22 protein-coding genes and 1 pseudogene are annotated in these 23892 nt (G+C 41.4%); 9 read left to right on the top strand and 14 right to left on the bottom strand.

Going from position 1 to position 23892, the window contains the following annotated elements:
• Window positions 1–158 precede the first annotated feature (158 nt).
• The 5 genes from msrB to FFM70_RS03195 all read left to right on the top strand — a co-directional run bounded on the left by msrB (window position 159) and on the right by FFM70_RS03195 (window position 2847).
• Window positions 159–587 (top strand): peptide-methionine (R)-S-oxide reductase MsrB, encoded by a 429-nt coding sequence (msrB, locus tag FFM70_RS03215; protein ID WP_137615400.1) that lies wholly within the window; start codon window positions 159–161, stop codon window positions 585–587.
• A gap of 13 nt (window positions 588–600) precedes the next feature.
• The gene (gene msrA / locus FFM70_RS03210) at window positions 601–1113 is read left to right on the top strand and encodes a peptide-methionine (S)-S-oxide reductase MsrA (RefSeq protein WP_137615399.1); all 513 of its coding nucleotides are present in this window, start codon (window positions 601–603) and stop codon (window positions 1111–1113) included.
• Between the two features lie 364 nt (window positions 1114–1477).
• Window positions 1478–1822 carry a hypothetical protein gene (locus tag FFM70_RS03205; protein ID WP_137615398.1) on the top strand — a complete coding sequence of 115 codons (345 nt, stop codon included), beginning with the start codon at window positions 1478–1480 and terminating at the stop codon, window positions 1820–1822.
• Window positions 1823–1861: 39 nt separating this feature from the next.
• The gene (locus FFM70_RS03200) at window positions 1862–2419 is read left to right on the top strand and encodes a helix-turn-helix domain-containing protein (RefSeq protein ID WP_137615397.1); all 558 of its coding nucleotides are present in this window, start codon (window positions 1862–1864) and stop codon (window positions 2417–2419) included.
• Window positions 2419–2847: a protein-export chaperone SecB gene (locus tag FFM70_RS03195; RefSeq protein WP_137615396.1), complete on the top strand. Its 429-nt coding sequence runs from the start codon at window positions 2419–2421 to the stop codon at window positions 2845–2847. Before FFM70_RS03200 ends, FFM70_RS03195 begins: the two co-directional genes overlap by 1 nt.
• 115 nt (window positions 2848–2962) lie before the next feature.
• Here FFM70_RS03195 and FFM70_RS03190 read toward each other — a convergent pair whose 3' ends face one another.
• From FFM70_RS03190 to FFM70_RS03155, 7 genes and pseudogenes are all read right to left on the bottom strand, one after another.
• Window positions 2963–3163, bottom strand: a complete 201-nt coding sequence (locus FFM70_RS03190) for a YozE family protein (RefSeq protein WP_137615395.1) — start codon at window positions 3161–3163, stop codon at window positions 2963–2965.
• Window positions 3164–3311: 148 nt separating this feature from the next.
• On the bottom strand, window positions 3312–4163 hold the full coding sequence (locus tag FFM70_RS03185; RefSeq protein ID WP_137615394.1) for a site-specific integrase: 852 nt from the start codon (window positions 4161–4163) through the stop codon (window positions 3312–3314).
• Window positions 4164–5188: 1025 nt separating this feature from the next.
• Window positions 5189–5525, bottom strand: a pseudogene (locus FFM70_RS03180) (helix-turn-helix transcriptional regulator).
• Between the two features lie 787 nt (window positions 5526–6312).
• Window positions 6313–7836, bottom strand: a complete 1524-nt coding sequence (locus tag FFM70_RS03170; protein WP_137615393.1) for a hypothetical protein — start codon at window positions 7834–7836, stop codon at window positions 6313–6315.
• Complete coding sequence (locus FFM70_RS03165; RefSeq protein ID WP_137615392.1) at window positions 7829–9121, bottom strand: glycosyltransferase family 2 protein; 1293 nt, start codon at window positions 9119–9121, stop codon at window positions 7829–7831. The genes FFM70_RS03170 and FFM70_RS03165 overlap by 8 nt, the downstream gene beginning before the upstream one ends.
• A 161-nt stretch (window positions 9122–9282) precedes the next feature.
• Window positions 9283–10845, bottom strand: coding sequence for a hypothetical protein (locus FFM70_RS03160; protein ID WP_137615391.1), 1563 nt, complete (start codon window positions 10843–10845; stop codon window positions 9283–9285).
• A gap of 12 nt (window positions 10846–10857) precedes the next feature.
• The gene (locus tag FFM70_RS03155; protein ID WP_137615390.1) at window positions 10858–12147 is read right to left on the bottom strand and encodes a glycosyltransferase family 2 protein; all 1290 of its coding nucleotides are present in this window, start codon (window positions 12145–12147) and stop codon (window positions 10858–10860) included.
• Between the two features lie 260 nt (window positions 12148–12407).
• Between FFM70_RS03155 and FFM70_RS03150 the strand changes: the two genes are divergently transcribed.
• Window positions 12408–12830: a hypothetical protein gene (locus FFM70_RS03150; protein ID WP_137615389.1), complete on the top strand. Its 423-nt coding sequence runs from the start codon at window positions 12408–12410 to the stop codon at window positions 12828–12830.
• A 47-nt stretch (window positions 12831–12877) separates the two neighbouring features.
• Here FFM70_RS03150 and FFM70_RS03145 read toward each other — a convergent pair whose 3' ends face one another.
• The 7 genes from FFM70_RS03145 to FFM70_RS03115 all read right to left on the bottom strand — a co-directional run bounded on the left by FFM70_RS03145 (window position 12878) and on the right by FFM70_RS03115 (window position 19581).
• A complete protein-coding gene (locus FFM70_RS03145) occupies window positions 12878–13396 on the bottom strand; it encodes a GNAT family N-acetyltransferase (RefSeq protein WP_137615388.1) in 519 nt (172 codons plus the stop codon).
• A gap of 70 nt (window positions 13397–13466) precedes the next feature.
• The gene (locus FFM70_RS03140; RefSeq protein ID WP_137615387.1) at window positions 13467–15359 is read right to left on the bottom strand and encodes a CDP-glycerol glycerophosphotransferase family protein; all 1893 of its coding nucleotides are present in this window, start codon (window positions 15357–15359) and stop codon (window positions 13467–13469) included.
• Window positions 15360–15389: 30 nt separating this feature from the next.
• Window positions 15390–16499, bottom strand: coding sequence for a CDP-glycerol glycerophosphotransferase family protein (locus FFM70_RS03135; protein WP_137615386.1), 1110 nt, complete (start codon window positions 16497–16499; stop codon window positions 15390–15392).
• On the bottom strand, window positions 16487–17512 hold the full coding sequence (locus FFM70_RS03130) for a ribitol-5-phosphate dehydrogenase (protein WP_137615385.1): 1026 nt from the start codon (window positions 17510–17512) through the stop codon (window positions 16487–16489). The genes FFM70_RS03135 and FFM70_RS03130 overlap by 13 nt, the downstream gene beginning before the upstream one ends.
• A 1-nt stretch (window position 17513) precedes the next feature.
• Entirely contained in the window at window positions 17514–18215 is a 702-nt protein-coding gene (locus FFM70_RS03125; protein ID WP_137615384.1) for an IspD/TarI family cytidylyltransferase, read from the bottom strand.
• 253 nt (window positions 18216–18468) lie between these two features.
• The gene (locus FFM70_RS03120) at window positions 18469–18888 is read right to left on the bottom strand and encodes a MarR family winged helix-turn-helix transcriptional regulator (protein WP_223877426.1); all 420 of its coding nucleotides are present in this window, start codon (window positions 18886–18888) and stop codon (window positions 18469–18471) included.
• A 216-nt stretch (window positions 18889–19104) separates the two neighbouring features.
• Window positions 19105–19581 carry a GyrI-like domain-containing protein gene (locus FFM70_RS03115; RefSeq protein ID WP_137615382.1) on the bottom strand — a complete coding sequence of 159 codons (477 nt, stop codon included), beginning with the start codon at window positions 19579–19581 and terminating at the stop codon, window positions 19105–19107.
• 83 nt (window positions 19582–19664) lie between these two features.
• Between FFM70_RS03115 and FFM70_RS03110 the strand changes: the two genes are divergently transcribed.
• From FFM70_RS03110 to FFM70_RS03100, 3 genes are all read left to right on the top strand, one after another.
• Window positions 19665–20612 (top strand): helix-turn-helix transcriptional regulator, encoded by a 948-nt coding sequence (locus FFM70_RS03110; RefSeq protein WP_171002282.1) that lies wholly within the window; start codon window positions 19665–19667, stop codon window positions 20610–20612.
• A 264-nt stretch (window positions 20613–20876) separates the two neighbouring features.
• Complete coding sequence (locus FFM70_RS03105) at window positions 20877–22238, top strand: hypothetical protein (RefSeq protein WP_137615380.1); 1362 nt, start codon at window positions 20877–20879, stop codon at window positions 22236–22238.
• 12 nt (window positions 22239–22250) lie between these two features.
• A complete protein-coding gene (locus FFM70_RS03100; RefSeq protein ID WP_137615379.1) occupies window positions 22251–23852 on the top strand; it encodes an L-lactate permease in 1602 nt (533 codons plus the stop codon).
• The last annotated feature ends 40 nt before the right edge of the window (window positions 23853–23892 follow it).

Genomic DNA, 23892 nt, shown 5'->3' with positions numbered 1-23892 from the left:
GTATAACTGGAAAGGCGGTCGTTTCATATCATGATTACGAGGGCCGAGCGAAGCGACACCCTCAGATAGTTTTTTGTAAGCAAAATAGTTGCGTCTGAATTAAAGTTGTGTATGATATTAATTGTACACAACTTATATATTGAGAGGATGATTTGACTATGGATCAGTCAGAACTGAAACACAAACTAACCGCTGAACAGTATGCAGTCACCCAAGAAGCGGCAACTGAACGGCCATTTACCGGAGAATATGATGATTTTTATCAGGCGGGACTCTATGTGGACGTAGTGAGTGGTGAGCCACTATTCAGTTCACTGGATAAATATGACGCTGGTTGTGGTTGGCCGTCTTTCACCCGACCAATCGATCAAACAACCTTGACTGAAAAAACGGATCATAGTTTCGGCATGCGGCGGACAGAAGTTTTGAGTCCAGAAGCCAAGTCACATTTAGGTCATGTTTTTCCTGATGGACCACGTGATCAAGGCGGTTTACGGTATTGTATTAACTCGGCGGCATTAAAGTTTATTCCAGTGTCTAATTTAACCGCAGCTGGTTATGGTCAGTATATGGCACTGTTTAAATAAGGGGGATGATTGAATGGCAACAGCAATTTTTGCTGGCGGCTGTTTTTGGTGCATGGTCAAACCTTTTGATCACTTACCCGGGATTGAGAAAGTCGTTTCTGGTTACACTGGTGGGTCGGTACCAAATCCAACGTACGCACAAGTAGCGAGTCACACAACTGGCCATACAGAAGCTGTTCAAATTACGTATGATCCAGCTGTGATCAGTTACGCCGAATTAGTGGCAATTTATTGGCAGCAAACGGATCCGACTGATGCTATGGGGCAGTTTCAAGATCGTGGGGACAGCTATCGACCGGTTATCTTTGTTGGTAACGAAAATGAGCGGCAAATCGCGATGACTTCGAAGGCCAAGTTGGCGGCCAGTGAGCGTTTCGATGCGCCGATTGTGACTAAGATTGAACCAGTTCAGCCATTTTATCCGGCAGAGCCGGAACATCAGGATTTTTATCGGCGTAACCCGCTTCGTTATCAGATTGAGGAACTAGGTGGCAGGAGTCGTTTTATTAAAGAACATTGGCAGTAGGTCAAAGGTCCAGGCAAATCGTCATCTGTGACGTAATTTGCCTGGACCTTTGTAAAATAATGCTAAATATTGAAATGTATTGCTACGGACACTCGCAGCGTTCACTCGTAGCAGTGACAGCTCAGTTCATTGAGAATCGAATATAGAATGTGGTAGCTTAATTCTTTGATCAGTAATGTTTAACAAACATTCTTTCATATATTGCTATTGCAAAATGTCATAGAAAAATCAGCTGAACTTGCGTTATTAGTTTAGTAGCTTTATGACGTTTAACCACTTTTTAAACAACAATAAGTTTCCCGTGGGAAACTTATTGTGATAAACTTGTTGTAAATGAAATAAGTCGATTGTGAGTTGGTTTTGGATGTCTCAAGAGGAAGAAGCCCAAGCGATTGTTGCTTTGATAAAATCAAACAGAAATAATTGGCAAGTTAGTCATCGTGCAAAGAATTATTCGGCTGTAGTAACGTTAGGTCTTGATTTAGATGAGATTTTAGATGAAATTTATCAAAAAATCACATGGCGCAATTATGTTGAAGGGCCAATGTCAGACAACCATCATCCCATAATTCCAGGGGACATTTGGCTATTTGGGTTGAACATAGAAAATACTGAATGCTATCTAAAGTTTCAAATTAAAAGTGGCAATATAATATTTTGGATTTCAACACATCCTGCTGAATACCCGTTAAATTATCCCTTTAAATAACTGGATATTTTGATTTTGCATTCTGGGAGGAACCTAATTATGACAAAAAAAACTTTTTATAATGAGGAATTAAATACTACTGACGAATATTCAGAAGTATGGAAATATGAGCTTATGCAAGTTAAAGATATACCCAACTTGATAGTCCATAACCATTATTGGAAAGATTCTCAAGGAGAACTTTGGTTGGATTTTAATGATCCAAATGAGAATTTTAGAAGGGCCTTTAATGTTTACAGAAGTCGAAAAGGGTTCATGCAACCAGCTGAAATAAGAAAATTACGAGAAAATTTGCATTTAAGTCAACGCGTTTTCGCCGAGCGTTTAGGTATTAGTTATGCTAAAGTATCACAGATTGAGACTAATAAACGAATTCAAACACTTTCACAAGAAGTCTCTTTTAGAAAAGCACAACAAGACTATGAACGACAAGGTTTCTTAACCTCATATGATTCATCTGCGAGTACTAGTGATAAATTAACTAGGGTTTTGACTGAAACGAAATATAGTGACACGGCTAAATATTTCTATACAATTAGTGATGGGGCAAAAGCCACAATTTTTAAAGCTCAAGAATTTGTTGGAGGTGTCGTATAATGGCAGTTTTAGAATTTAAAAGTTATTCAGTTAATGAGTTAAGTTATAAAAAGAATGACTTATATCAAGGAACACGCCAGAATATTAATCTAGATCCAGAAATTAATATTAAGAATACGCTGGAACAAGACAGCATTATAGTGACAGTTAATGTGCAAGTCGGGTCGCAGGCGGACAAGCAAACGCCTTTTATGGTAACAGCAAGTATTAGTGGAGAATTTGCCTATCATGAGAATGAAGATCATAATCAAGTTGGTGTTGATACTTTAATCAAAAAAAATGCTGTTGCGATTCTTTATCCTTATGTAAGGTCCCTAGTATCAAATATTACCAATGCATCAAATCAGTTTCCAGCGCTTATTTTACCTACTATAAATGTGACACAAGTACTTGAAGAGAAAGGTAAGGCTCACGAAGCGGCTGACTAGTCTATATTTCGTCCTTGAAGTATAGAACACATCTCTACATGTATCTCTTCTAATATATTGGATGACAAAAGGCTCCACAACCAGTTTTTGAACTAGTTGCGGAGCCTGATTTATTTTAAGCAGCTTGATAAGCATCCAATGCCGAATAGAAAGATTTTTTTACGGAATCACGTGTATTTAAGTAAGTAATATAGTCGGATAATTCAGTGATGTTGCTCGTCATGGGAAAATCAAAGTCGGCGTGTGCATAGCAGGCGGCTGAATTATATGGACCGTGTTGGTCAATAAATGCTTCTAGCCAGCGGTAAAATGTCATCTAGATCATCCTCTCAAACTTGATAAACCTAGTTTAACGGCATTTACATGCGATGTACAGGAATTATAGGGAGCTTAACTAACTTGCAAATGGGTTGTAACGCTTGTGACCTGTGTGTAAATTAATGTAAAGAAACTGCAATAATGCGTCAAGTTTGACTAGCCTTTAATCGACGCAGATCTTGTTTACGCAATAAATTTTGGTAATACCCTAAACTCGCAATATCTAGACGTAACCTTGTCATAAGCTCAGTCAACGGGGTTGTTCGATTTTCACGTAAGACCCATAGTACGAAGCTTTGGCGTAGTAGGACGGGCTTTAATGGTAAGCCAGCTCGTTGACTGTCACCGCCTAAATACTTGTGTAGTGCGGCTAAGCTAAGGTGTGGATCGACACCGCGCTTGCGTTGTTTCAAGAATAAATCCTGAGTATTTAAGTCTGCTTGGAGTGGCTGCAAAAATGTTTTAAATTTTTCTAAGAACACTTGTTCGTAAGCGCTGAAAGTGAGATGCTTAAGTTGCTGATAAAAATTCGGTGCCAGCATTTCATTAGCAGTAAAGCTTTTGCAAGTAAATAGTAAAAAAGCTCGTGTGTAAACATGTAGATCTTCATTTGCTAACAATGTTGGGAGTTGAACCGGCCAGTCATCAACCGGCTGCTCACTAGGTATCGGCTGACCTTTAATGGTAAATGTTGGTAAACTGGTAATGGTCCGGTGTGCAAACAAGAAACTAAAGTAACCATTTAAATTTGATAAGCTCTTATTTAAAGTACTAGTCTTGAATTGGCGCTGCGTTCTAAGCATGTCGAGATATGCTTTAATATCATTTTCACTAATGTCAGCTAATAAACCGCTAGCATGATAAGTTGGATTAAAATGTTGTTCATAGGTAAAGAAATCCGTTAAGGTGAGCTGATATTGGGTAATCGTTTGTGCTTGCTTGTTATCAGCCTGAAGTTGCTGCAAAAAGCTTTTTTCATAGGGAAAATTTGCTGCCATAGCAGTGGTCACATCTTTTCTGATTATAATCTGTTACTATAACTAAAACACAATTTATACCCAAAAACAAGCCATTAGAAAGGTGCTGTGAGACGCATTCTAAGAATCAGTTCAGATAATAGCAACACAAGTGATAGTCTAATGACAATAGAATTAAGATTAAAAATAGCAACAAATGTAAAATAATAGTAAATCAAACCAGCTATCAAATATCGAGTTATGTTGAAATATATAGATCTGAATTTTTAATTAACTGATAAAGTGACATCGAAATTTGCTAAAAGAATTTGTGAGTTAAAATTATGCGACAATGAAAAGAGACAAAATAAAATTCCAAAAACGTAACAACAACAGAAAATGACGTCAGGGGGTCTAATTTAGGTCGTGGGGGAGGATTTTTCTCTCAGCTTCTACTTCGTATAATATATATTATGTAAACTAGAATATCTCAAAAAGCCCCCCGCTGAATTTATGATGTTTAATTGTGCTATAACAACAATTTCTGATTGATTGCAGTTTACGCTACAGTTTTTACTTTTCGCTTATAAAATTTATCATCAGCGTCGCAATCACTGAGATTAATCACTAAAAATGAATCTAAAATGAGATAAGAATTTTGTGTCGAAAAACCACTCAGATTGCAAACTAGACTCAGAATTATTAATTGTAAATGATAACTATAAATCTAGTCTGTAATCTGCATATGTTCATATGTGAAGCTCAGTAATCAGTATGAGCTTAGCTATACCGTTCGGTCAAATACTGATCCAATCACTTTTAATTCAACAGATGTCAGATGTTATGGTGATTTTTCTATCTATCGGAGCAATTGGCAGCAGTCTTTTTCGAGTAATTATTTGTTTTCTGCTGAATCTAGTGACACAAACAGAATCAGACAAAGTTAGCAACATAATTTGCTGTGAAAAAAACTGTGTCGCCACAAGAAAAGTAGTGATACAGGTAGTGATACAGTTTGTAAAAGAATATGTTCTTGCTTTTGAATAAGCAACAAAAACCGATGAGAATCAGGCTGTTACCCAATCATGTCGTTTGAGAAATTTATCTGATTTATTTTGTGGTACAGCATTCGCAGCAGCTTCTTTGGCAAGATGCAACTTGAAATTTGCGTCTAGGCTTAACAATAACTGACTAGAAATCCCCATCACAGTTTCAATTCTCAAAGCTAGTATCTCATTAATAAATCGTTTACGTTTGAGAATATCAGATATATTTTTTTGACTAACCCCTAATCGGTCAGCTAAATCAATCTTGGGTGATCTGGTAAAATTCCATAGTTTCCTTAATGAGGTCAGCAGCTGAGCTGGTATGATACTGCCGAATTTTATTGTCGCAATGTAACATAAAAGTCAACTCCTTAGTGATAGTCTTCAATCTGTATAATCTGAACGGTCACGATTTCTGACTTTTCAACAGAAAGCTGATTATTTTTATTATAACCTTCAAAAATGATGTGAAAGTTTTTGCTGACATTAACTGCAAATTTACCCTCTAAATTATTATGTAGTCGATGACAACGAGGCGGCAGATCAGATGGAATTTGCTGTAAGGTGGTTGCAGCGTCAAACTCATCAAGCCTGGTTTGATGGGTTTAGCCCGGTCACGGCAAAAATTTTTAACGAGTAACCGGGAATCATTTAAAACTTTTGCAAGCTTGCAGTTCTCAGCAACGTATGCCATTTTGTTTCTCACCTCAAATGTGACTATACTATATCGGTATGAAAGAGCAAAACCATAGCTTCCCATCACAACGGTACTTCAGACTTTTTAATTTGCAAACTTTGATTCAGCCATAAAATTGACGACTTAGTGTCTTGTTCCTACCCACATATTGTCGTTAACCTGCCCTGCTCTCTTTTTTTATCTTTGTAGCTAAGATTTGGTGAAGATAATGACCGCAGTTTGTGCGATGATCAGCTCAGTTCTTTTTGAAAAAGTGGTTTATAGCATTTGGCATTAATGGATTTTCCGTCTACACCAATTTTTTGTGTAAACTAAAAGGACACATCCTCAAATGCACCTTCCTGTAAGACCAGCATAAAAGCAAAGGCAAGTGAGAAATATGTCCCAAGACAAGTCTATCAAAAATTTACTACAAATCAATGATTCGAAAAAATGACGGACTAATTGATCATTTTTTTTGCTGAGACTTACCTGATTTTGCAGCTAGACCACAGGCAATCAGCAGTATTAACGGCAAATATAGAATAACGTGGTAGCGCCCCTGTACCTCAAACAAGAGCGAGCTGAGTGCGAAACCATCAAATAATAATGCACTATAACTAAAATAATTATTTAAGCGACTGTTTTTGGTCAGCATCACTAGTCCCAATACAACACTAACTAATGCGCAAGCCAATAATCCAAGCAAATACCCAGTCGAAAGAACAGTTAGCACGCCACCAATTTGATAAAACCATCGATTAATCGGCTGATTATGCTGCAAATTATACAGAACCCAATCATAACCGTAATCCTCAGCCATTAGATTTCGCATTTTCAGATAGAAAAATGCCGGCCAAGCTTGTTTTTGAGTCAGTGACTGGACGTTTTGTTGTGTTTGTTGGTGCAGTTCTGTTTGTAATTTTTTGTAAGCAACTGTCTCGTTAGAGGCTTTTTCTAGAGTTTTGGACACACTTGATAATCGTTTATCATTATAGGCACCATTGGTTTTGAAATCAGTCCCAGTGGCAGTCCCATACGCGACGGTCACTGCATTGGGTGCAAAGTTAACGCCATAAAGCCAGTTGTATGTCATCGGAACTGCCGTGATCAAAACGACTCCGACCACAATAAACTCCCAAAACTTGGTCTGTTTAACAATGATTGACTGCACCGGTTGTAAAGCTAATTCAATACCCAAAATAATTAACGCAATTATCAAAACTGACATAATTGGTCGAATCATATCAGCAACCACGAGTCCAACCCAGGCAATGCCAAGTTGGAACCACACGTCAGCTTTAGTCATTGTGTCACTAGGCTTAATCGCTTTGAAAAATGCCGATATTGAAACCAAAACAGCGGTTAAAAATAACGGTTCAGCACCGTTTAGTAAAGTGCTATATAACCAATAGGCTGGAATGGCGGCGAAGATTAGTGCGCTGCTAATTGCAACCCAACGCGGTAACCAGCGACTGACGATCATTACTAGCAACCACATGTCTAACCAGGTCATCAAGACATTAATGATTTGGCTCACTACAAAATTGGTGCCAAAGAATGACATCCCCAAGCCCCAAAAATTAGCAATGTTAATGGCGTGTGGGAATAACAGATAGGCCCCTAAATCGCCTCGCTGGGCCATGGCTTGCCAACTAACCCCCTGCGCACTAAAACTACCTAAAGCATGATAATTCCAAAAATCAGAAGTTGGGACAATCCGTATCAACCAAATTAATGGCCATTTCAGTAAGGTAAGGCCTAAAAATGTGCCATGTAACCAGATTGTCCGACGGTGTGCCAAAAATCGACTGGCTAAAATGATCAACCCAACAATGATTATTAACAGTAAAAGACCCAAGACAAATTGCCACCACGGGTATGGATATGATGACGGTAGTTGACCTACCGCGACTAACATCCACAGTAATAAAAATGCTGCGACAACTAAAGTAATTCCTTGACCAAATTTCACTATTCCCCACTTAAACACGTGTACGTCCCCCTTGTTTGGCAAACTCAGGTTGCACACCGTGTTGAGTCTTGACCCAAGCCGTCCGCCCGAATAGTTGGCGATAGACGGCAACATAAGGTGTCAAAGCGATGATGAACAAATATAATTGAAAATTAAGACTAAGCCATAGTGAACGCCACCATGATTGTGGTTGTTGTGCATCTTGGCTGTTCCGTTGAAAGACAAGGGTCAGGACGACACAAGTTAATAAAATAATTGCAAAAATTGTTTGGAGTACTAAAAAATGTCCCCCAACGACCCAACCGCGCCAACTACGTTCAATAAAGACAATAAGGGTCACTAAACCGGTGACTGGTACGATACAACCAGTGATTGGCATTAACATCCAAATACTGGTGTCAACTTTGGTAAATAAATTAACGTGTTTTGTTCGCCACAATGCTGGTAAATATTTTAAGCACTGTAGGGCGCCTTGAGACCAACGTGCTCGTTGCTTGATTAAAGCACGAACGCTCGTTACCCCTTCTTGTTGAACGACAATTTGATGCGTAAATTGAACTTTTTGGCCTAAAAGCCATGTCCGAATGGTGTATTCTAGATCTTCTAACAAGCTATTGCCCCACGGATTCTCCAATGCCAATGATAACCGCACGAATTGACCATTTCCGGAAGCAATCCCTTGCCCAAGCCGGTTACGTAACTGTTGGGTCGCATTATTAACACCCATAAAATCAAAATTTTGCATTCTAGTTAACCAATTGGTTTGATTATCAATGCTGACCCCAGTTTGGAGCATGTCCATTTCTGGTTCAGTCTCAAAACGAGCCACTGCTTCAATGAGTGCTGACTGACTAATCCGCGCGTCAGCATCTAGCACCCCAATAACAGTCTCATGCGAATCGACTGATTTTTTATATCGACGTAAATAACTTACGGCAGTGTTGATGACTGCCCCTTTGCCTTGGTGACGACCAGCGTTACGATGCAAGACTTTCAGATATGGTGACTTAAAGCGTGTCAGTACAGCCAAACTGCCATCCTCAGAATGATCATCGACTGCAATGATTTTTGCATCAATCGTCGATGGTAGCGTTGCGAGCTGCGCAGTTAACTGTTTCAAGGTCTGTTTAATGATTGTTTCTTCATTCAATACCGGAATAATCAAATATAAATGATATTGTTTTGACCCTTTCACGATTTTTTTAACTGGTTCACGATAGTGATTTACCAAAAAAACAGTGACTAAAAAATAGCCATAGGAAATACTAGAAATTAAAATAAGTCCATTTAACAAAAAAGCCATTACTGGCTGCCCCCTTATGCACGGTTCCTGCTATGTAGAAATAAAGGTTGAACAAGATGAACCGTGATTGCGATTAAATGTAAAGTGTCTTTACTATTAAACTATAAAATAAGAGTTATAAATCTGCAACGATTTACAACCCTTATTTTTGAGACTAGCCACTAATTTGTCTGGCGGTCATGAGTCACCTTGAACAGTTGTGACTTAAGTGTTACCCAACCACAAATAATTAACAAAATCAATGGCAAGTATAAGATAATATGATAGCGGCCTTGAACTTCCACTAACATGCTACTAATCGTAAAACCATCTAGTAGCAGTGTTACATATAAAAAGTACTGATTTAAGTAATTCACCTGTTTAAAGAATAATAACCACAGACCTAATAATCCGCTGATGAACGCGGTTCCCAGCAAAGCTTCAAAATAGATCAGTGCGAGCCAATTCCAAAACCCCCGACTCCATAACCACCATTGCATCACGGGTTGCTGTGACTGCGCCGGATCAAGATTATACAAGATCCAATTATAGCCATAATCCTCAGCCATGAATTTTTGCATTTTCTGAGTTAAAAAAGGGCGCCATTGGCCTGTTTTCGAGAGCGCTTTGAGATGCTGTTGTGTCGCTTGTTGCATTTGGGTGGTAATTTTTGGAAAAGCTTTAGCGGTGACTGGTTGAATTTTTAACTCGTGAGTGACCTTTGCCATGATTGCGTCATCATAAGCCCCGGTTGTCTTAGGACTCGTACCGGTGGCGAGACTGTAGGAAGTGCTAACTTGATTAGGAGCCACTTTGAACCCATACAGCCAGCTATAAATGGTTGGTGACGTCATCATCAACAACGCCATCACCCCAGTAAAGAGCCACAGTTGCTTTAGAACCCGCTTTTCTGGCCGCGTAGTAGTCTGTAGCCAAGCCCCTAAAACAATGAGACCGAGTGCAATCAACCAGACCAACATAATTGGTCGGACCATGTTCGCGACAAAACTCGCAACAATCGCCAAGCCTAAATTTAACCAGCGCTCGCTAGGACTAGCCGTTTCCAACGGTTTCACTAAGTTGGTCAAGGCTAACATCGCAATTAGGATACAAGTCAGAAAAATAGGTTCGGCCCCGTTCAATAGACTGCTGTACAGCCAATACGCGGGTAGCCAATAAAAAATCAAGGCTGCGGCAATACCGAGTGCTCGCGTCAACCACCGTGAAACGAGCCAATAAAGTAAAAATAGGTCTAACAGCGTACAACCAATGTTAATGAGTTGACTAACGACAAACCCATCACCCCAAAATGCCGCCCCAAAGCTGAAAAAGTTCGCAATATTAATGGCATGTGGAAAGATGACATAATTGCCAATCGACCCATCAATCAATAATTGCTTCCAAGTGAGTCCTTGAGCACTAAAGGCTGCCAAAGTATGATAATTCCAGAAATCTGAGGTAGGCTTAATCTTCAAGATGAAAAGTAATGGGATCTTTAACAGCGTTAAACCACCAAAGACTGCAACTAGCCAACTCGCCCCTTTAGACTGCAACCAAGTTGTTAAAAAAATGATACTTGAGACAATCCCCACAAAAATGAGGCTGGCCCACAATAAGCTTAAGTTAAGCAGTCGGCCACTAGTTTTCCCATTTGCGGCTGTCGCTACCATCAGCCACCCAATCAGTACAATCGCAATCACGAGCGTAATTGTTTGGCCAATCTGTAGGACTCGTCGTTTAAACATTGCTTCATCCCCTTAATATGACCGTTTTAATTCTGAATATAACTGAGTTGCGCCATGCCGTGTTTTAGTCCATCCTTTTTGTCCCAATAATTGTCGAGTGATGGCGGCGTATGGGGTAAGGCCAATGATTAATAAATAAGCTTGAAAAGTGAAACTGTCCCTTAGCGTCGCCCAAAAATTAAAAGTCAGCTTAGCGTCCAATGTATTTCGTTCAAATAAGTTTGTAAAGATGACACAGCTTAAGATAGCAATAACTATGATCGTTGCTAAGGCTAGATGATGCCAGCCGCTCGCCCAATTTTGAAAACTGTTGGTAATGAGTGTAATGAGTGCAACTAAGCTAGTGATCGGCACAATACACCCAGTCAGCGGCATGATAATCCAAAAAGTCGTATCAAATTTTTGAAAGTTATTGACGAATCGTGATCGCCAAAGTGCGGGCAGGTAGTGCATACATTGAATCGCACCTTGACACCAGCGAACCCGCTGATGGAAAAATGGTCGCAAGCTTACAACTGCTTCTTGTTGGACAACAATCGTATGTGTAAAGCGGACCTGACCGCCTAGTAACCAAGTCCGTAACGTATACTCTAAGTCCTCTAACAGGCTATCACCCCAAACATTATTATTGGCAAGTGCTAACCGTACAAACTGGCCGTTTCCAGAGGCAATTCCTTGACCTAGCTGATTACGTAACTGTTGAGTAGAGCTATTGACGCACATGAATTCAAAGTTCTGCATACGGGTCAGCCAATTTGTTTGATTATTGATACTGACACCCGTTTGTAGCATTGCCATTTTAGTATCCGCCTCAAAATGTGCGACGACTTCAGTTAAATCATGTGCGTTCATAAATGCGTCAGCATCTAACACGCCGACGATCGTCGTTTGTGGTGACGCCTGCCGCGCTAAGGTGTGTTGCAAGTAATGAATTGCTGTATTTATCACTGCACCTTTACCCTGCTGATCATTGCCAGCCCGGTGTAGAATTTGTAAATATGGTGATTTAGAGGCAGCTAATTTGGCTAGGCTATGATCACTCGAATTATCATCAACTGCAATAATTTGTGGTTCAATACTCTGGGGCAATTTGGCAAGTTCGCGAGATAAACGGTCAATGGTGGTCGTGATAATTCCCGCCTCATTTAAAACGGGAATGACTAAATATAATCGAAATGGTTGTGGTCCCTTATGTACAGTTTGGGTTGGTTCTCGATAATGATTGATGAGTAAAATATTCAATAAGAAATAAGCATAAAATAAACTCGATATGGTAATGGCGATGCGACCTAAAATTATCATAATACTCCCCCTACAGCCTATGTCCGTACAAATCATTTAATTGAAACTGTTCTATATTATAACCACGAACTACCGCAAACCCTACTAAATAGGGGTTGAAAGCATAGTAAACAAATTAAATCGTTTGTAAGTTAAGATTGACAAACAGCTGGTTGGGAGGTTTACCTGAAATTCACAATAACTTTATGACAGCGTGCTATTAGCAAACAAAATCATGACTTATACTGAGTGAAACTTGTGGCATGGAAGGAATTGTTATCGTGAAGAAATTACGCTTGACTTTAGTGGGACTCATGATTGTGCAACCACTAGTCGTGTACTTTACGCAGCCGGCACTGCTTGTGGCTGTGCCCGTCCATTATGGCCTCTGGGGGCCAGATGCGTGGAATCAACTGGTCAGCCAAAACAGTGTGGTTGCATTATGTGTTAGTGTCTTATCCCCATTGGCTCCTTTTGGTCTGAGCTACTGGCGACCGAATTTACACATGGTCTGGCCGTGGTGGGCGCAACCAATCCAGACAAGTTTATTAGTGTGGAGTTGCCTGGCAGACGGCTTGGTTTTGATTGGGCTGTTCGTCACTTCCCCAATTATTAATGGCTTATGGCTATTACTCAATTTAAGCTTAATACTGGCAGGACTGGGGACGAGTTGGTATTGGCTTCGAAATCGGATAAATGGGTAAAAAAGTGCGTAAACGTTGATTTTCAACGCTTACGCACTTTTTTAAGACTATAGCTTTTTCTTCATTAAAAAGTCAGTTTGACGATCAGTCCCCATTACAAAGGCATGTTGACTGAAACGTTCAAACCCCCACTTGTGATAAACGGCTTTAGCTGGTTCATTATGTTCCCAAACACCCAACCAAATCTGTGTTTTATGTGCCGCTTTAGCTTGTTCAATCGCAAAAGTCATAAATTGACTGCCTAAGCCTTGATGCTTGTACGCGGGACGAATATAAATCCGCTCAACTTCCAAACTGTCAGTTCCCATCTTCTCAGATTGGTCTGCGCCGACATTTAGCTTAAGATAGCCAAGGACTTTACCATCCCTTTCGATAAAATAAAAATGTGAGTCAGGTTGTTGTAATTCTGCGGTGAGCTTAGGAACGTTGTAAGCCGATTGTAAAAAGGCCTCAAGATTTTCCTTAGTATTTTGAGCGGCAAAAGTATCACTAAATGTTTCGACGCTGATGGCCTGTAATTCAGCCACATCAGCGAGTGTTAATTCACGAATGGTCGTTGCTGACATTGTTTGATCTCCTTATGATAAAAACCACTCCAAGTCGGTCTCCCGGTCAAAGTGGTTTTAATTTTTAAACTTATTTAGGTGCTTTTTTACCCCAGGTTGGGATGACCTTACCATCTTCGCCAACTAATGGGCCATCAGTGGCTTCAGTTTCATCTACATCGTCTTCACCAAAATGATTCTCTAAGGCATCGACGAAGCGGGCAGAAGCTTGACCGTCAAGATCATCAAAGAAGAAATTGACAAAACCATCGATCTTGGCTTGATTTAACGTTGGCTTTTCCAACTGAGCAATCAAGTCATGTGTGTTTTCAGCTAACGTTCCTGGAATGAAATCGAAGTAGTCAAAGTAGAAACTACGTGATTGCATGTAGTCAGCCAGATCTGGTGCAAAGAAGACCATTGGCCTTTTCAACAAGGCATATTCGAAACAAACTGACGAATAATCGGTAATTAATTGATCAGCCACTAATAGCAAATCATTAATTTCACGATAATCTGAAACGTCATAATAGAAATCAGAATATTCATAAGGCAAGGTTGGTTTATTCTGAACGAACGGATGAATCTTCAATAGGAAGACATAATCCTCATGCAGTGCCTCGTAAATTTCCTTGAAGTTTAACATTTCAAATGGATAGTAAGCCGATTGTTGTCCGTTACCACGGAAAGTTGGGGCAAACAAAATGACCTTCTTACCCTTAATGAATGGGAGCTCTTCTTCAAGCCGTTCCCGAATCGCCTTTTTCTTCGGTTCATCGAAGAAAACATCGGTCCGCGGAATCCCAAGTGGTGCAATCTTATCGTCACCGATACCGAAACCTTCCGCATATTTATCAGCAATATTATGCGATGAAACGAGGGCTTTCGTATAATTACGATGATTAAGCGATTGTAGCTTAGGGCCGCCTGGCATCCCAAGTCGACTATAGCCAAACGTCTTAAACGCCCCCACCGCATGCCAAACTTGAATCAAGTCGGCGTTTTCACGGATGTGTAGGGGATAAACTAACGGATAAAAATCATCCAAGATAACATAACGACTGGTTGCTAACGCTTTAGCCAGAGTCCGAACTTCCTTCCAAGACTTCTTGGCTTTAATGCTAGGCTTTAAATAGAATGAAATCTTGAAATCAGTATTGCGCCGTTTCAATTCTTGATAAATGAATTCAAAGTTCCCGGAAATCGAGACCCGACTGTCGGAAACGAATGAAATCTGTTTCTTACGAATTGGTTGTAAGCAATACCAGTGATACCAAAGCTTCAATGCCCGCCGTTTGATGGCCCGCATTGCGGCAGTATCCATGCCTTCATCACTTGAAAATTCATTATCAAGTGGATTAATTTGACTCAACTGATAAGAGGTCACATTTAAAGCTTGAGCTGCTAAATTATAACGGAAAATCAAACTATAGGACTTGTTACTCTTCGCCGAGTAACTGGTCATCTTCGTTGTATAATTTAAATCACCGGTGGCATTTGCAATTTGACCAATGGTTGTCCGACGAATCAACCAACCCTTGGTTAGATATTGCTTCAGTTGCAGCTTAACTTCATAGGTGCCAGGAATCAATGGTTTGCCATCGCTAATCGTTGAAAAATTAATTGTCCCACGATAACCAGCAGCTGGGAATTTAGCGATTGGGCTAGCCTGGTTGACCAATGGAATTTCAATTTCACCTTGTTGGTCACTGACTAAAATCAAACTTTTGATAATTCGTTCTGGATCTTTTTCTGGATAGTTTTCAAAATAAGCCTGACCATCAATCACCAAATAAGAACTATTAAATTCCAAATGATTGACCTGACGCTTAATTAAAGATTCCGCTTCAGTGTCAAGCCGTGGTTCATTCAAATATTTTAGCGATGATTCGGTTTCTTCATCGAAAACGGTTGCGTCAGCCGGGTTATTCCGTGGCTGTCCATACAGGATTCGACGTGCGACCCGTTTTAATCGTTGTAACATAAATTAAAGCGCTCCCTACTACTAAATTAATTAGCCTATTTTTTGCTTTAAGAACTTATAAACACGTTCACTATTACGACCGTCTTGATGCGGAAAAGTCTTGGCCTTTAACGTGTGAACATACCCTAAATCTAAGGTCGGCAATTGTTGATTGACAAAAGTCATTAACGTAGACACCGACTTGAAATATGGCGCGCCTAGATACTGATAGTAATCGACGTAAAAGCCACTCGTTTTCAGGTAATCTTGATAATCAGGTGTCCATAATAAGATTGGCCGGTCAAAATAACTGAAATTCAAGGATAATGATGAATAATCAGTCACAAATAAGTCAATGGTCGACATGATTGTTTTGACACGCGTGGCATCTTGAAAAATATGCACATTGGCCGGTAACTCGAGTTGCGGTAATTGCAAATACGGATGCAGTGAGATATAGATTTCCCAATCATCGGTCAATTGTTGTGTCGCTTGCACAAATGACTTCACATAAGCAATCACCCGCTGTTCGCCATTGCTCCCTTGCCGATAAGTTGGCGAATACAAGAGCCGTTTTGCCCCGGCATGTGGCTCTGGTCGCTGACGCATTAACTGATCCATCATTGGTTCACCAGTTGCTAAGATATGACTAGGGTCAACTTCAAAGGCGTTAGCATAAGCCGGTCGATCAACATCAGCGTTAATGAAGACCCAATCATAATTAGTATGGGGCTTCATGACACTTTGATCAGCGTGTGGCAAGCTTAGACCAAACTTTTTCAAGGTGCCAATCGCATGCCAAAGTTGGACAACCTGATTTTTCGAATGCTTATTAAGTGCATATAGTGGAAAATAATAATCATCCACGATGAACAACTGCGATTTGGCAATGGCATTCAGCGCCCGTAATGAGGCCAATAAAAAGCCAATTTTACTCTTAAACGAGTGATCATAATGAAAACAAAGTGTCTTCAAGTTTGACGTGTTGGCGCGGTCAAATTCAGTGTACAGCGCTTGCAAGTTGTCCGTCAGTTTGGCACTCCGCATACTCGCAAAAGTGATTTGTTGCGGCTGCCGACGACCCAGATGATAACAAGCCTGATAAAAAAGATTAAAGCTAACGTGTAATAACGTTAGCTTAATCGTTTTTAGACGTCCCACTCCATCACCGCCTTACCCCAGTAATTGGTTAGATCCCCTTCGAAGAAATCAATGATATCTTGAATGGTGCTAACTTTACGAGTTAAGCCGACTAAATTTTGTAATCGTTCACGAGTGACTGGACTAGCACTCAAAATCTTTAAAGCCCGTTCAAAGTCAGCCCGACCACTCCGACTGGTCCCGCGCAAGGTAATCCCCTTGGCTAAGACGTTACGGGTATCGATGCCAACGGGGTCTTCAGAAACGCCCATCAAAATAGCCGTTCCCATTGGACGAATATGTTCAACGATTTGGGCAATGGCCATTTCGCTCCCGCGGCCACCGGTACATTCTACCGCTTGACTGATCTGCAAGTCGGCAGGAATATCATCAACCAGATAGGTTTTATCTGCGAATGAGAAATAGTCCAGTTTCGATTGATGGCGACCAAAAACAATCAGCTTGCTGTCAGGGAAGAATTGCTTAACTAAAGTTGCGGTGATGTAGCCCAAGTTACCATCGCCCCAAATACCAATCGTGTTGCTATCGGCATCCATGGCGGCTTCTAATTGGGTCAAACCGTGCACCCCGACCGAAATCATTTCAATAAAGGCAGCCATTTGCATGTCAAAGCCGTCTGGCAATGCAATCACGCGGTCACGATGCATGACCACGTATTCCTGCATGAAGCCATCATAACCACTGGATCGGAATTTTGATGTTGGTAAATAATTTTCTTTAATGATTGGATCCGTGCCAAATGGCGTATTGGGAATTAAGGTGACTAAAGTACCGGGCTTAAATTCACCCTTGGGATCATTGACCACTTCACCGACACCTTCATGAATCAACGCCATCGGTAATTTTTTCCGCAATACTGATTGTGGTCGACTACCGGTAAAGTAACGTTGATCAGCATGACAAACGGATAAGAAGCGTGGTCGAACCACAATATCATTGTCAGTCACAGTCTCAGCCACTGTTTGTACTTCGAACTGCCGGGCAGCGACGAGCCGATAAACTTGATTTAACATGTTATGACCTCGTTTCCACTAAAGCAGTTGCTACACGGAGATCATAAGGGGTGGTAATTTTGAAGTTATAGTTTTCACCACGAACCATCTTGACCGGTTGACCAGCTAAAAGCACAATCTTGCATGAGTCTGAAAGTGTTTCTTTTTGTGCATCTGATAAGCTTTCGTAAGAACTAACCAAAGTCTTAATGTTGAAGCTTTGGGGTGTTTGACCTTGATACATCGTTGAACGTACAGGAATATCATCGATCTTGTTTTCAGTTCCTTGGACGATCGTATCAATGGCAGGAACTACCGTATCAACTGCTGGGTTCTTCAACACAGCTTCAATGTTGTCGTTAATAATGCGTTGCGTAATAAATGGGCGTACGGCATCGTGAGTCACCACGACATCGTCATCGTGTTCACCATAATTTTCGTGAATATAATGAATCCCATTCATGAGTGTTTCGTTCCGTTCAGAACCACCGGTAACCACGTGAACACGTTCATCACTGATATACTTTTTGATGAGATCTTGGGTATGACTCAACCAGTCAGCTGGACAAACAACTAAGATAGCATCAAAGCGACTTTCTAACACAAACTTTTCAATCGTGTGAATCAAAATCGGCTTATCAGCCAAGGATAAAAATTGTTTGGGCATTGGAACATTTCCCATACGAGTGCCTTTACCACCGGCTAAAATCTGAGCATAAATCATATCAACATTACTCCATTCATGGTTCAAATATTAGGACAATCATAAATAAAAATTATGACTTTTTTGTGAATTTTTTGTGACGGAAACGTGACGGAAAACCACTAAAACCTGAAATACTGGGATTCTAACAGACCCACTCGCCAGCATGTCATGTCTTTAAGCTGGTAAACCGGTCTTTACTGTACCTTAGTCACTCGTTACTGAACAACAATTAACCCCTACAATGTGCAACATCATAGGGGTTAAGATAGTCTTAATTTTTTAGATTCATCATTAATTTGTGGGTCAAATGTGAGAGTGTTTGCCATTCTTCATCATTTAGCTTGCCACGGTCTAGCAATAATTCTGGCACTTCGCTCACCGCCGCACGCTTGTGGCGACCAGCAACGGTTAAATTGACACTGACTTGTCGTTCATCAGCTTGACTGCGTTGCCGTGTGATTAAGCCTTCCTCATCCATACGTTTGAGTAAAGGGGTCACGGTGCCGGTACTTAAATCGAGCCAATTACCCACGGCTTTTACCGTGAGATCAGGATGTTCATCTAATAAAACTAGCACTAAATATTGCGGATAAGTTAGTCCTTGTGCAGCTAACTCTGGCTGATAGGCCCGTTGGATTGCACGTGATGTGACATACATTAAAAAGCAAAAGTGGTCTTCTAATTTACGCATGGTGAATTGGGGCCCTCCTTCAATTGTCATTATTATTATAAATCATTTATCCCTACTAGACAATTTAATTGTTAACAATTAAATTCAAAAAGTTCAACTATTTAACTTTTACGCCTCTATCATAACTAAAAAGTGCCAAATTGCCTCAAAAAAGCACCGACAATCGTCATTAGGGTTGACGACTGTCGGTGCAGTTTATTCGTTAACTATGCGATATTACTTGGTTACCACGGGAATCCACAATTCACCCGTGACTCCGTCTGCTTGTTTCGCCGTAATCACCGTTGCATTGGGACCACCAACGTAAGCCTTATCAGTCAAGCTAGGCAGTGCTTGACCAAAAGCTAAGCCTTCCAGACTGGCGAATAGTTCTGGGACAGACTTTGCTTGTCCACTGACCACCAAATACTCACTCGCTGGAAAATGAATTGCCCGTTGATCAGTCCCAACTGACACTTCAGCGGCTGCTTGAACACCAGCATAGAAGTGCATGGCCCCATCGATGGCTTCATTTACAGCAAATTCCAAGTTGTTTTGTGCTTGCTGCTTAAGTGCTGCTAAACGACCATCAGTCGTCACCTGTTCCCAAAAAGCTTTTTTCTGTGCTGGTAGTTGTTGATAGTCCCCACTCAAAGTTGTGCCGAGTCCAAGTACTGTAAAAGCCAATTTCTTTATTATTTTTGTATTAGTCATTGTCAATTGATTCCTCCTTGAATTGAATAATGCTATGATACAAGTTAATCATCTCAAAAAATGAACCTGTTAGGAAATTAATGATGTCAAAAACAACTCGAATCAATACTGAAATGCGTTATATCAATAATCGTCAGCAATTCACTATTAGTGATCTCATGGTTGAATTTCAAATTTCTCGTAGCACTGCAGCCCGTGATCTAGCCGTCATCCAAGAATTGGGCATGCCATTAATTTCTAGTGTTGGCCCAGACGGTGGTTTCACCGTTATGCGCAATCAACTTTTACCGGCCGTTCAATTCAATACGGAAGAACTCAAGGCACTATTTGTCAGCTTTATGGCAACGACCAATCAGCAACTGCCATTTTTGCAAAACCGGCAAACGCTGACCGAAAAATTGCTGGCAATCGCCTCACAAACGCAGCAAGACACGTTGATTGATCTGCAAAAGCTATTGCGTTTTGAAAATACGAATCCGTTAAATACTGATATTCTCGAATTGACTGACGTAGCAGTGCCCCAACTGAAGCGTTTGATCAATGCAGCGCTCATTAACCGTCACTTACAACTTACCTATGTAGATGCCACAATTGAGATAGTTTATGTTCAGTATTTAGCACAACAACAAGCAAAATGGTCATTAGTCTGTTTCAGCCTCACAACCGACCAGCTTAGAACGATTCCGCTAAGGCAAATTAAAGCGGTTAAAACAATGCCGACCCGTCTAGATGCAGCAACGATGGCACGGCGTCTCCAGCAAGCTACTCCCAAACCAACAATTACGTTGCAATTAGGCCCCCATGCAATCAGTCAGTTCAAGCGACTGCATCAGCCTGACCAATATTTGCAATTTTTAGATCCATTCGAGCAAAGTGCCCGTTTTCAAACTTATCTTGATTTGAACGATACCGCGGCTGTAACGGCCTTCATTGACTGGTTGCTCTTCTTAGGTCAGGATGTCAGGCGCCAACAATTCCCGTCAAAGTTACGTCAATTAGTTCAAAAAAGACTGCAATCTTGGAGTGATTAGCCGTAAGCTGGTGGCTGGTTTTTGTGGTTGTTTTGTTTTAGTTAAAGTAACATGTTACTAATATTATACTTTGAAGTGGCATTGCCAGCTTTGTAACGAGCCAATTAATCATAGCCGAACAAATGTTCTAAGTAAAGGCTTTCTTCATTAAAGGTGCCATCCGTCCGCTAACCATCCCTAGTAAATTAGTCACTTTTACAGCTTTTGCCCCGGTAAATTGCTATACTTAGCCATAGGAAACTAACAGAATGGTGTGTGAATTTATTGCAGAAATTACGAGAAACTTCTTTGGACTTTTCAATTGCGACTTTAAATTTTTTAGCAAATATCGGGATCGTCCTCCCCTACGTGTTAATCCTTTTTAAGTACCAACAGACCCACAGCACAACCTACTTAATTGCTATTATTGTTTTTTATGTGGCGCGAGCTGCCAGTATTTTTTCAACCAAACGGCTCAATTTAAAATCCAGTACTTACTTGATACTATGTTTGTGGCTGGGTGTGATTGGCAGCGCGATTTATAGTGTCACCAGTAGCCTACCATGGCTCGTCATCGGTGCCCTCTGCCTTGGCTACACTTCAGCGAACATTTGGCCTTACTACTTAACGATTAAACTACATTTGACCAGCCATACCGATTTCAAATTAAAACGCCTCTATTGGCTCATCTTTGGCGTACTAGGGTTACTCTTCGTTGCTGACTTTGTTTTTGACCTCCATTATCGCTTAGCATTCGTCATCCTGGGTGCGCTTTTCCTAATTGCGCTACCAGCTGGGCGCCTGCTCAACCAATTTTCAATGGCCTTTTATCATGAACAAACCAGTTCTGAGCGACAACCAATCAAGTTATGGCGAGTATTAGTCTTTATCGTCTTCTTTGCATTGATTGGTTTATTGACGCTATTACGAAAAATTAGTTTGACCATTGCCCTGCCTTACGTTTTAGGGCTCGTCATTCTTGCTATCATTTTATTAAATCTTGAATTGGCTGCCGATTGGAAGGCCATGCCAGCCAACAAGCTCCGCATCGTCAATCGTGGCTTTCTGGTGAGTTTTGTGCTCCTCTTCAACAGTTTCTTCGGCTACTTCGTTTTAGGCAAAAATGGGATGTATCTCATTTTTGTCATCTACCTGATTGGCTTTGAAGGTGGCCAACCATTATATGCAAGCCTCGGTCACCATGTCAGTGCACAAGCAAAGAAACTAGCCCAGTGGGGACTCATTTTAGGCCATCTATTGGCTCTGACCACCATTCCAGCACTGTATATCATTGGATTGCTCCTAATTGCGTTGTACGTTGGCTACGAGAACCCCGCGATTAACACGAGCGTCTACACTGCCGATGAAAATGACCCAGATCTAGCTATTATTAATAAATACCGTTTTTCAACTTATGGTGGGTTACTTTGTCAATTAAGCTTATTTGGCTTACTAGTCCTAGTCAGCGGTTGGCAACATTTGAGTCTCATGCAATTTTTCAATCCCAGCACCGCGGTTTTAAAATTAAGCTATTTGCATGCTGTGGCTTGGCCACTGTTACTGATCTCATTATTACTTTCAATTATCACGATCTACGGGCAGCAATACTTCAAGCCTAGTCATCCGTCACAATCGCGCTCAAACTAAGGAGGCTGTTTTATGATTTTCGTTGCACTTGCGGCCATTATTTTGCCGTTGATCTTACTCGGGGTGTTCAATCTACCAGCCACCCGCGGGATGAGCCTCTCAGCCATCGTCGTCATGATTACTGGCTACTTGTTCTGGCACCTTTCACCGACTGTCCTGTTAGCATCCGTCCTGCAAGCATTGCATAAGTCGTTGCCGATTCTCTGGATTTTATTTGGCGCGTTATTGATGCTAAACAGTTTACGAGCAACCGGTGCCATCGACCGTATCAACCAAGGCTTTAAGGCCTTATCTGCCGATATGCGCCTGCAAACCGTCCTAGTCGCCTTTCTATTTGGTGGCTTGATTGAAGGGGTCTCAGGATTTGGGACCCCTGCCATGGTCACCGCCCCACTTTTGATTGCATTAGGCTTCTCACCAATGGCTGCCGTGATCATGGCCTTAGTTGCCGACTCCACCCCGGCCGCATTTGGGGCTGTCGGCACACCACTAACCGTTGGCTTGAGTAACGTGACTGAAAAGACGAGTCTCTTAAATCAAATTGGTCTCCGTGTAACGCAACTCGATTTATTTGTCGGCGCACTTATGCCGGCCGTCTTGATCCTTATCTTGATTCTCGGCTTTGGCCCTAAAAAAGACCGATTTAAACAGTGGCTAACCGTGCTCCCGTGGGCTTTAGTGATTGGGCTCGTTTACAGTAGCATTGCCTTAATCAGTGCTTGGCTCATTGGTTATGAATTCATCGCAATCCTAGCACCACTTGGTACCTTGATTGTTGCCATCGTTAGCATCCGTTACCATTGGCTCTTACCGGCAAGCACCCGAGAGACCCCATGGCAAGTCGCAACCGTGGCACCCGAATCGACCCAAGCAGCACCGGTTAACTCACAGATGTCCTTGTTAAAAGCGTGGTTTCCATATTTGTTAGTCGTCATCTTGTTACTCGCCAGTCGCGTCTGGCAGCCACTTAAAACGGCGTTGACCACGACACTGAATCTATCTTGGTCACACATTTTAGGCTTTCAATCAATTAATTCTGACTGGGAGTTACTCTATTCACCCGGAACGATCTTAGCGTTGGCGGCTATCATTGGCTTGCTCGTCCAAGTCAAGACCTTACGACCACTCGCTCCGACAGCTAAAAAGGTCGTCAGTTCAATGGGTGGCACCGCACTGGCTTTGATCGTGACCCTGGTCATGGTCCAAGTGTTCACCAACTCAGGCCTAAATACAGCTAAACTGCCAAGTATGCCAATGTACATCGCCAAATTTGTCGCCAAATACTTGGCGGGCATCTGGATCATCATTGCGCCATTCTTAGGCGAACTCGGTTCATTCGTCACTGGTAGCACGACCGTTTCCACCTTAACGTTCGCACAGATTCAAGCAGACATCGCGGCGAATGCCCACTTAAATGAACCCGTCGTCCTCGCAGCGCAATTAATTGGGGCTGCAGCTGGGAACATGATCTGTGTTCACAATATCGTTGCAGTAAGCTCCGTTGTCGGACTGAATGGCCAAGAAGGAGCCATCTTACGACAAACGATTTTACCAGCGCTCGGGTATGCCGCACTGACTGGGCTTTCCGGACTCGTTTTATTAACTTTAATCTAAAAAAAAACCGGCTTGAGACTCAGTCTTGGCCGGTTTATTT

Origin of the sequence: Lactiplantibacillus nangangensis, from assembly GCF_005405065.1 — a bacterium.
GTDB classification, from domain to species: domain Bacteria; phylum Bacillota; class Bacilli; order Lactobacillales; family Lactobacillaceae; genus Lactiplantibacillus; species Lactiplantibacillus nangangensis.
Note: the sequence above shows the minus strand (reverse complement) of the source record. Positions and strands in the feature narration are given on the sequence as shown.

What these genes read in the sequence shown, in the direction of transcription:
- FFM70_RS03145 (WP_137615388.1), bottom strand. Translation starts at nt 13,396, where the DNA reads ATGTCAGCAACGACCATTCGTGAATTAACACTCGCTGATGTGGCTGAA.
- FFM70_RS03140 (WP_137615387.1), bottom strand. Translation starts at nt 15,359, where the DNA reads ATGTTACAACGATTAAAACGGGTCGCACGTCGAATCCTGTATGGACAG.
- FFM70_RS03195 (WP_137615396.1), top strand. Translation starts at nt 2,419, where the DNA reads ATGGCAGTTTTAGAATTTAAAAGTTATTCAGTTAATGAGTTAAGTTAT.
- FFM70_RS03110 (WP_171002282.1), top strand. Translation starts at nt 19,665, where the DNA reads ATGTCAAAAACAACTCGAATCAATACTGAAATGCGTTATATCAATAAT.
- msrA (WP_137615399.1), top strand. Translation starts at nt 601, where the DNA reads ATGGCAACAGCAATTTTTGCTGGCGGCTGTTTTTGGTGCATGGTCAAA.
- FFM70_RS03130 (WP_137615385.1), bottom strand. Translation starts at nt 17,512, where the DNA reads ATGTTAAATCAAGTTTATCGGCTCGTCGCTGCCCGGCAGTTCGAAGTA.
- FFM70_RS03125 (WP_137615384.1), bottom strand. Translation starts at nt 18,215, where the DNA reads ATGATTTATGCTCAGATTTTAGCCGGTGGTAAAGGCACTCGTATGGGA.
- FFM70_RS03185 (WP_137615394.1), bottom strand. Translation starts at nt 4,163, where the DNA reads ATGGCAGCAAATTTTCCCTATGAAAAAAGCTTTTTGCAGCAACTTCAG.
- FFM70_RS03155 (WP_137615390.1), bottom strand. Translation starts at nt 12,147, where the DNA reads ATGATAATTTTAGGTCGCATCGCCATTACCATATCGAGTTTATTTTAT.
- FFM70_RS03200 (WP_137615397.1), top strand. Translation starts at nt 1,862, where the DNA reads ATGACAAAAAAAACTTTTTATAATGAGGAATTAAATACTACTGACGAA.
- FFM70_RS03205 (WP_137615398.1), top strand. Translation starts at nt 1,478, where the DNA reads ATGTCTCAAGAGGAAGAAGCCCAAGCGATTGTTGCTTTGATAAAATCA.
- FFM70_RS03165 (WP_137615392.1), bottom strand. Translation starts at nt 9,121, where the DNA reads ATGGCTTTTTTGTTAAATGGACTTATTTTAATTTCTAGTATTTCCTAT.
- FFM70_RS03190 (WP_137615395.1), bottom strand. Translation starts at nt 3,163, where the DNA reads ATGACATTTTACCGCTGGCTAGAAGCATTTATTGACCAACACGGTCCA.
- msrB (WP_137615400.1), top strand. Translation starts at nt 159, where the DNA reads ATGGATCAGTCAGAACTGAAACACAAACTAACCGCTGAACAGTATGCA.
- FFM70_RS03160 (WP_137615391.1), bottom strand. Translation starts at nt 10,845, where the DNA reads ATGTTTAAACGACGAGTCCTACAGATTGGCCAAACAATTACGCTCGTG.
- FFM70_RS03120 (WP_223877426.1), bottom strand. Translation starts at nt 18,888, where the DNA reads ATGCGTAAATTAGAAGACCACTTTTGCTTTTTAATGTATGTCACATCA.
- FFM70_RS03115 (WP_137615382.1), bottom strand. Translation starts at nt 19,581, where the DNA reads ATGACTAATACAAAAATAATAAAGAAATTGGCTTTTACAGTACTTGGA.
- FFM70_RS03100 (WP_137615379.1), top strand. Translation starts at nt 22,251, where the DNA reads ATGATTTTCGTTGCACTTGCGGCCATTATTTTGCCGTTGATCTTACTC.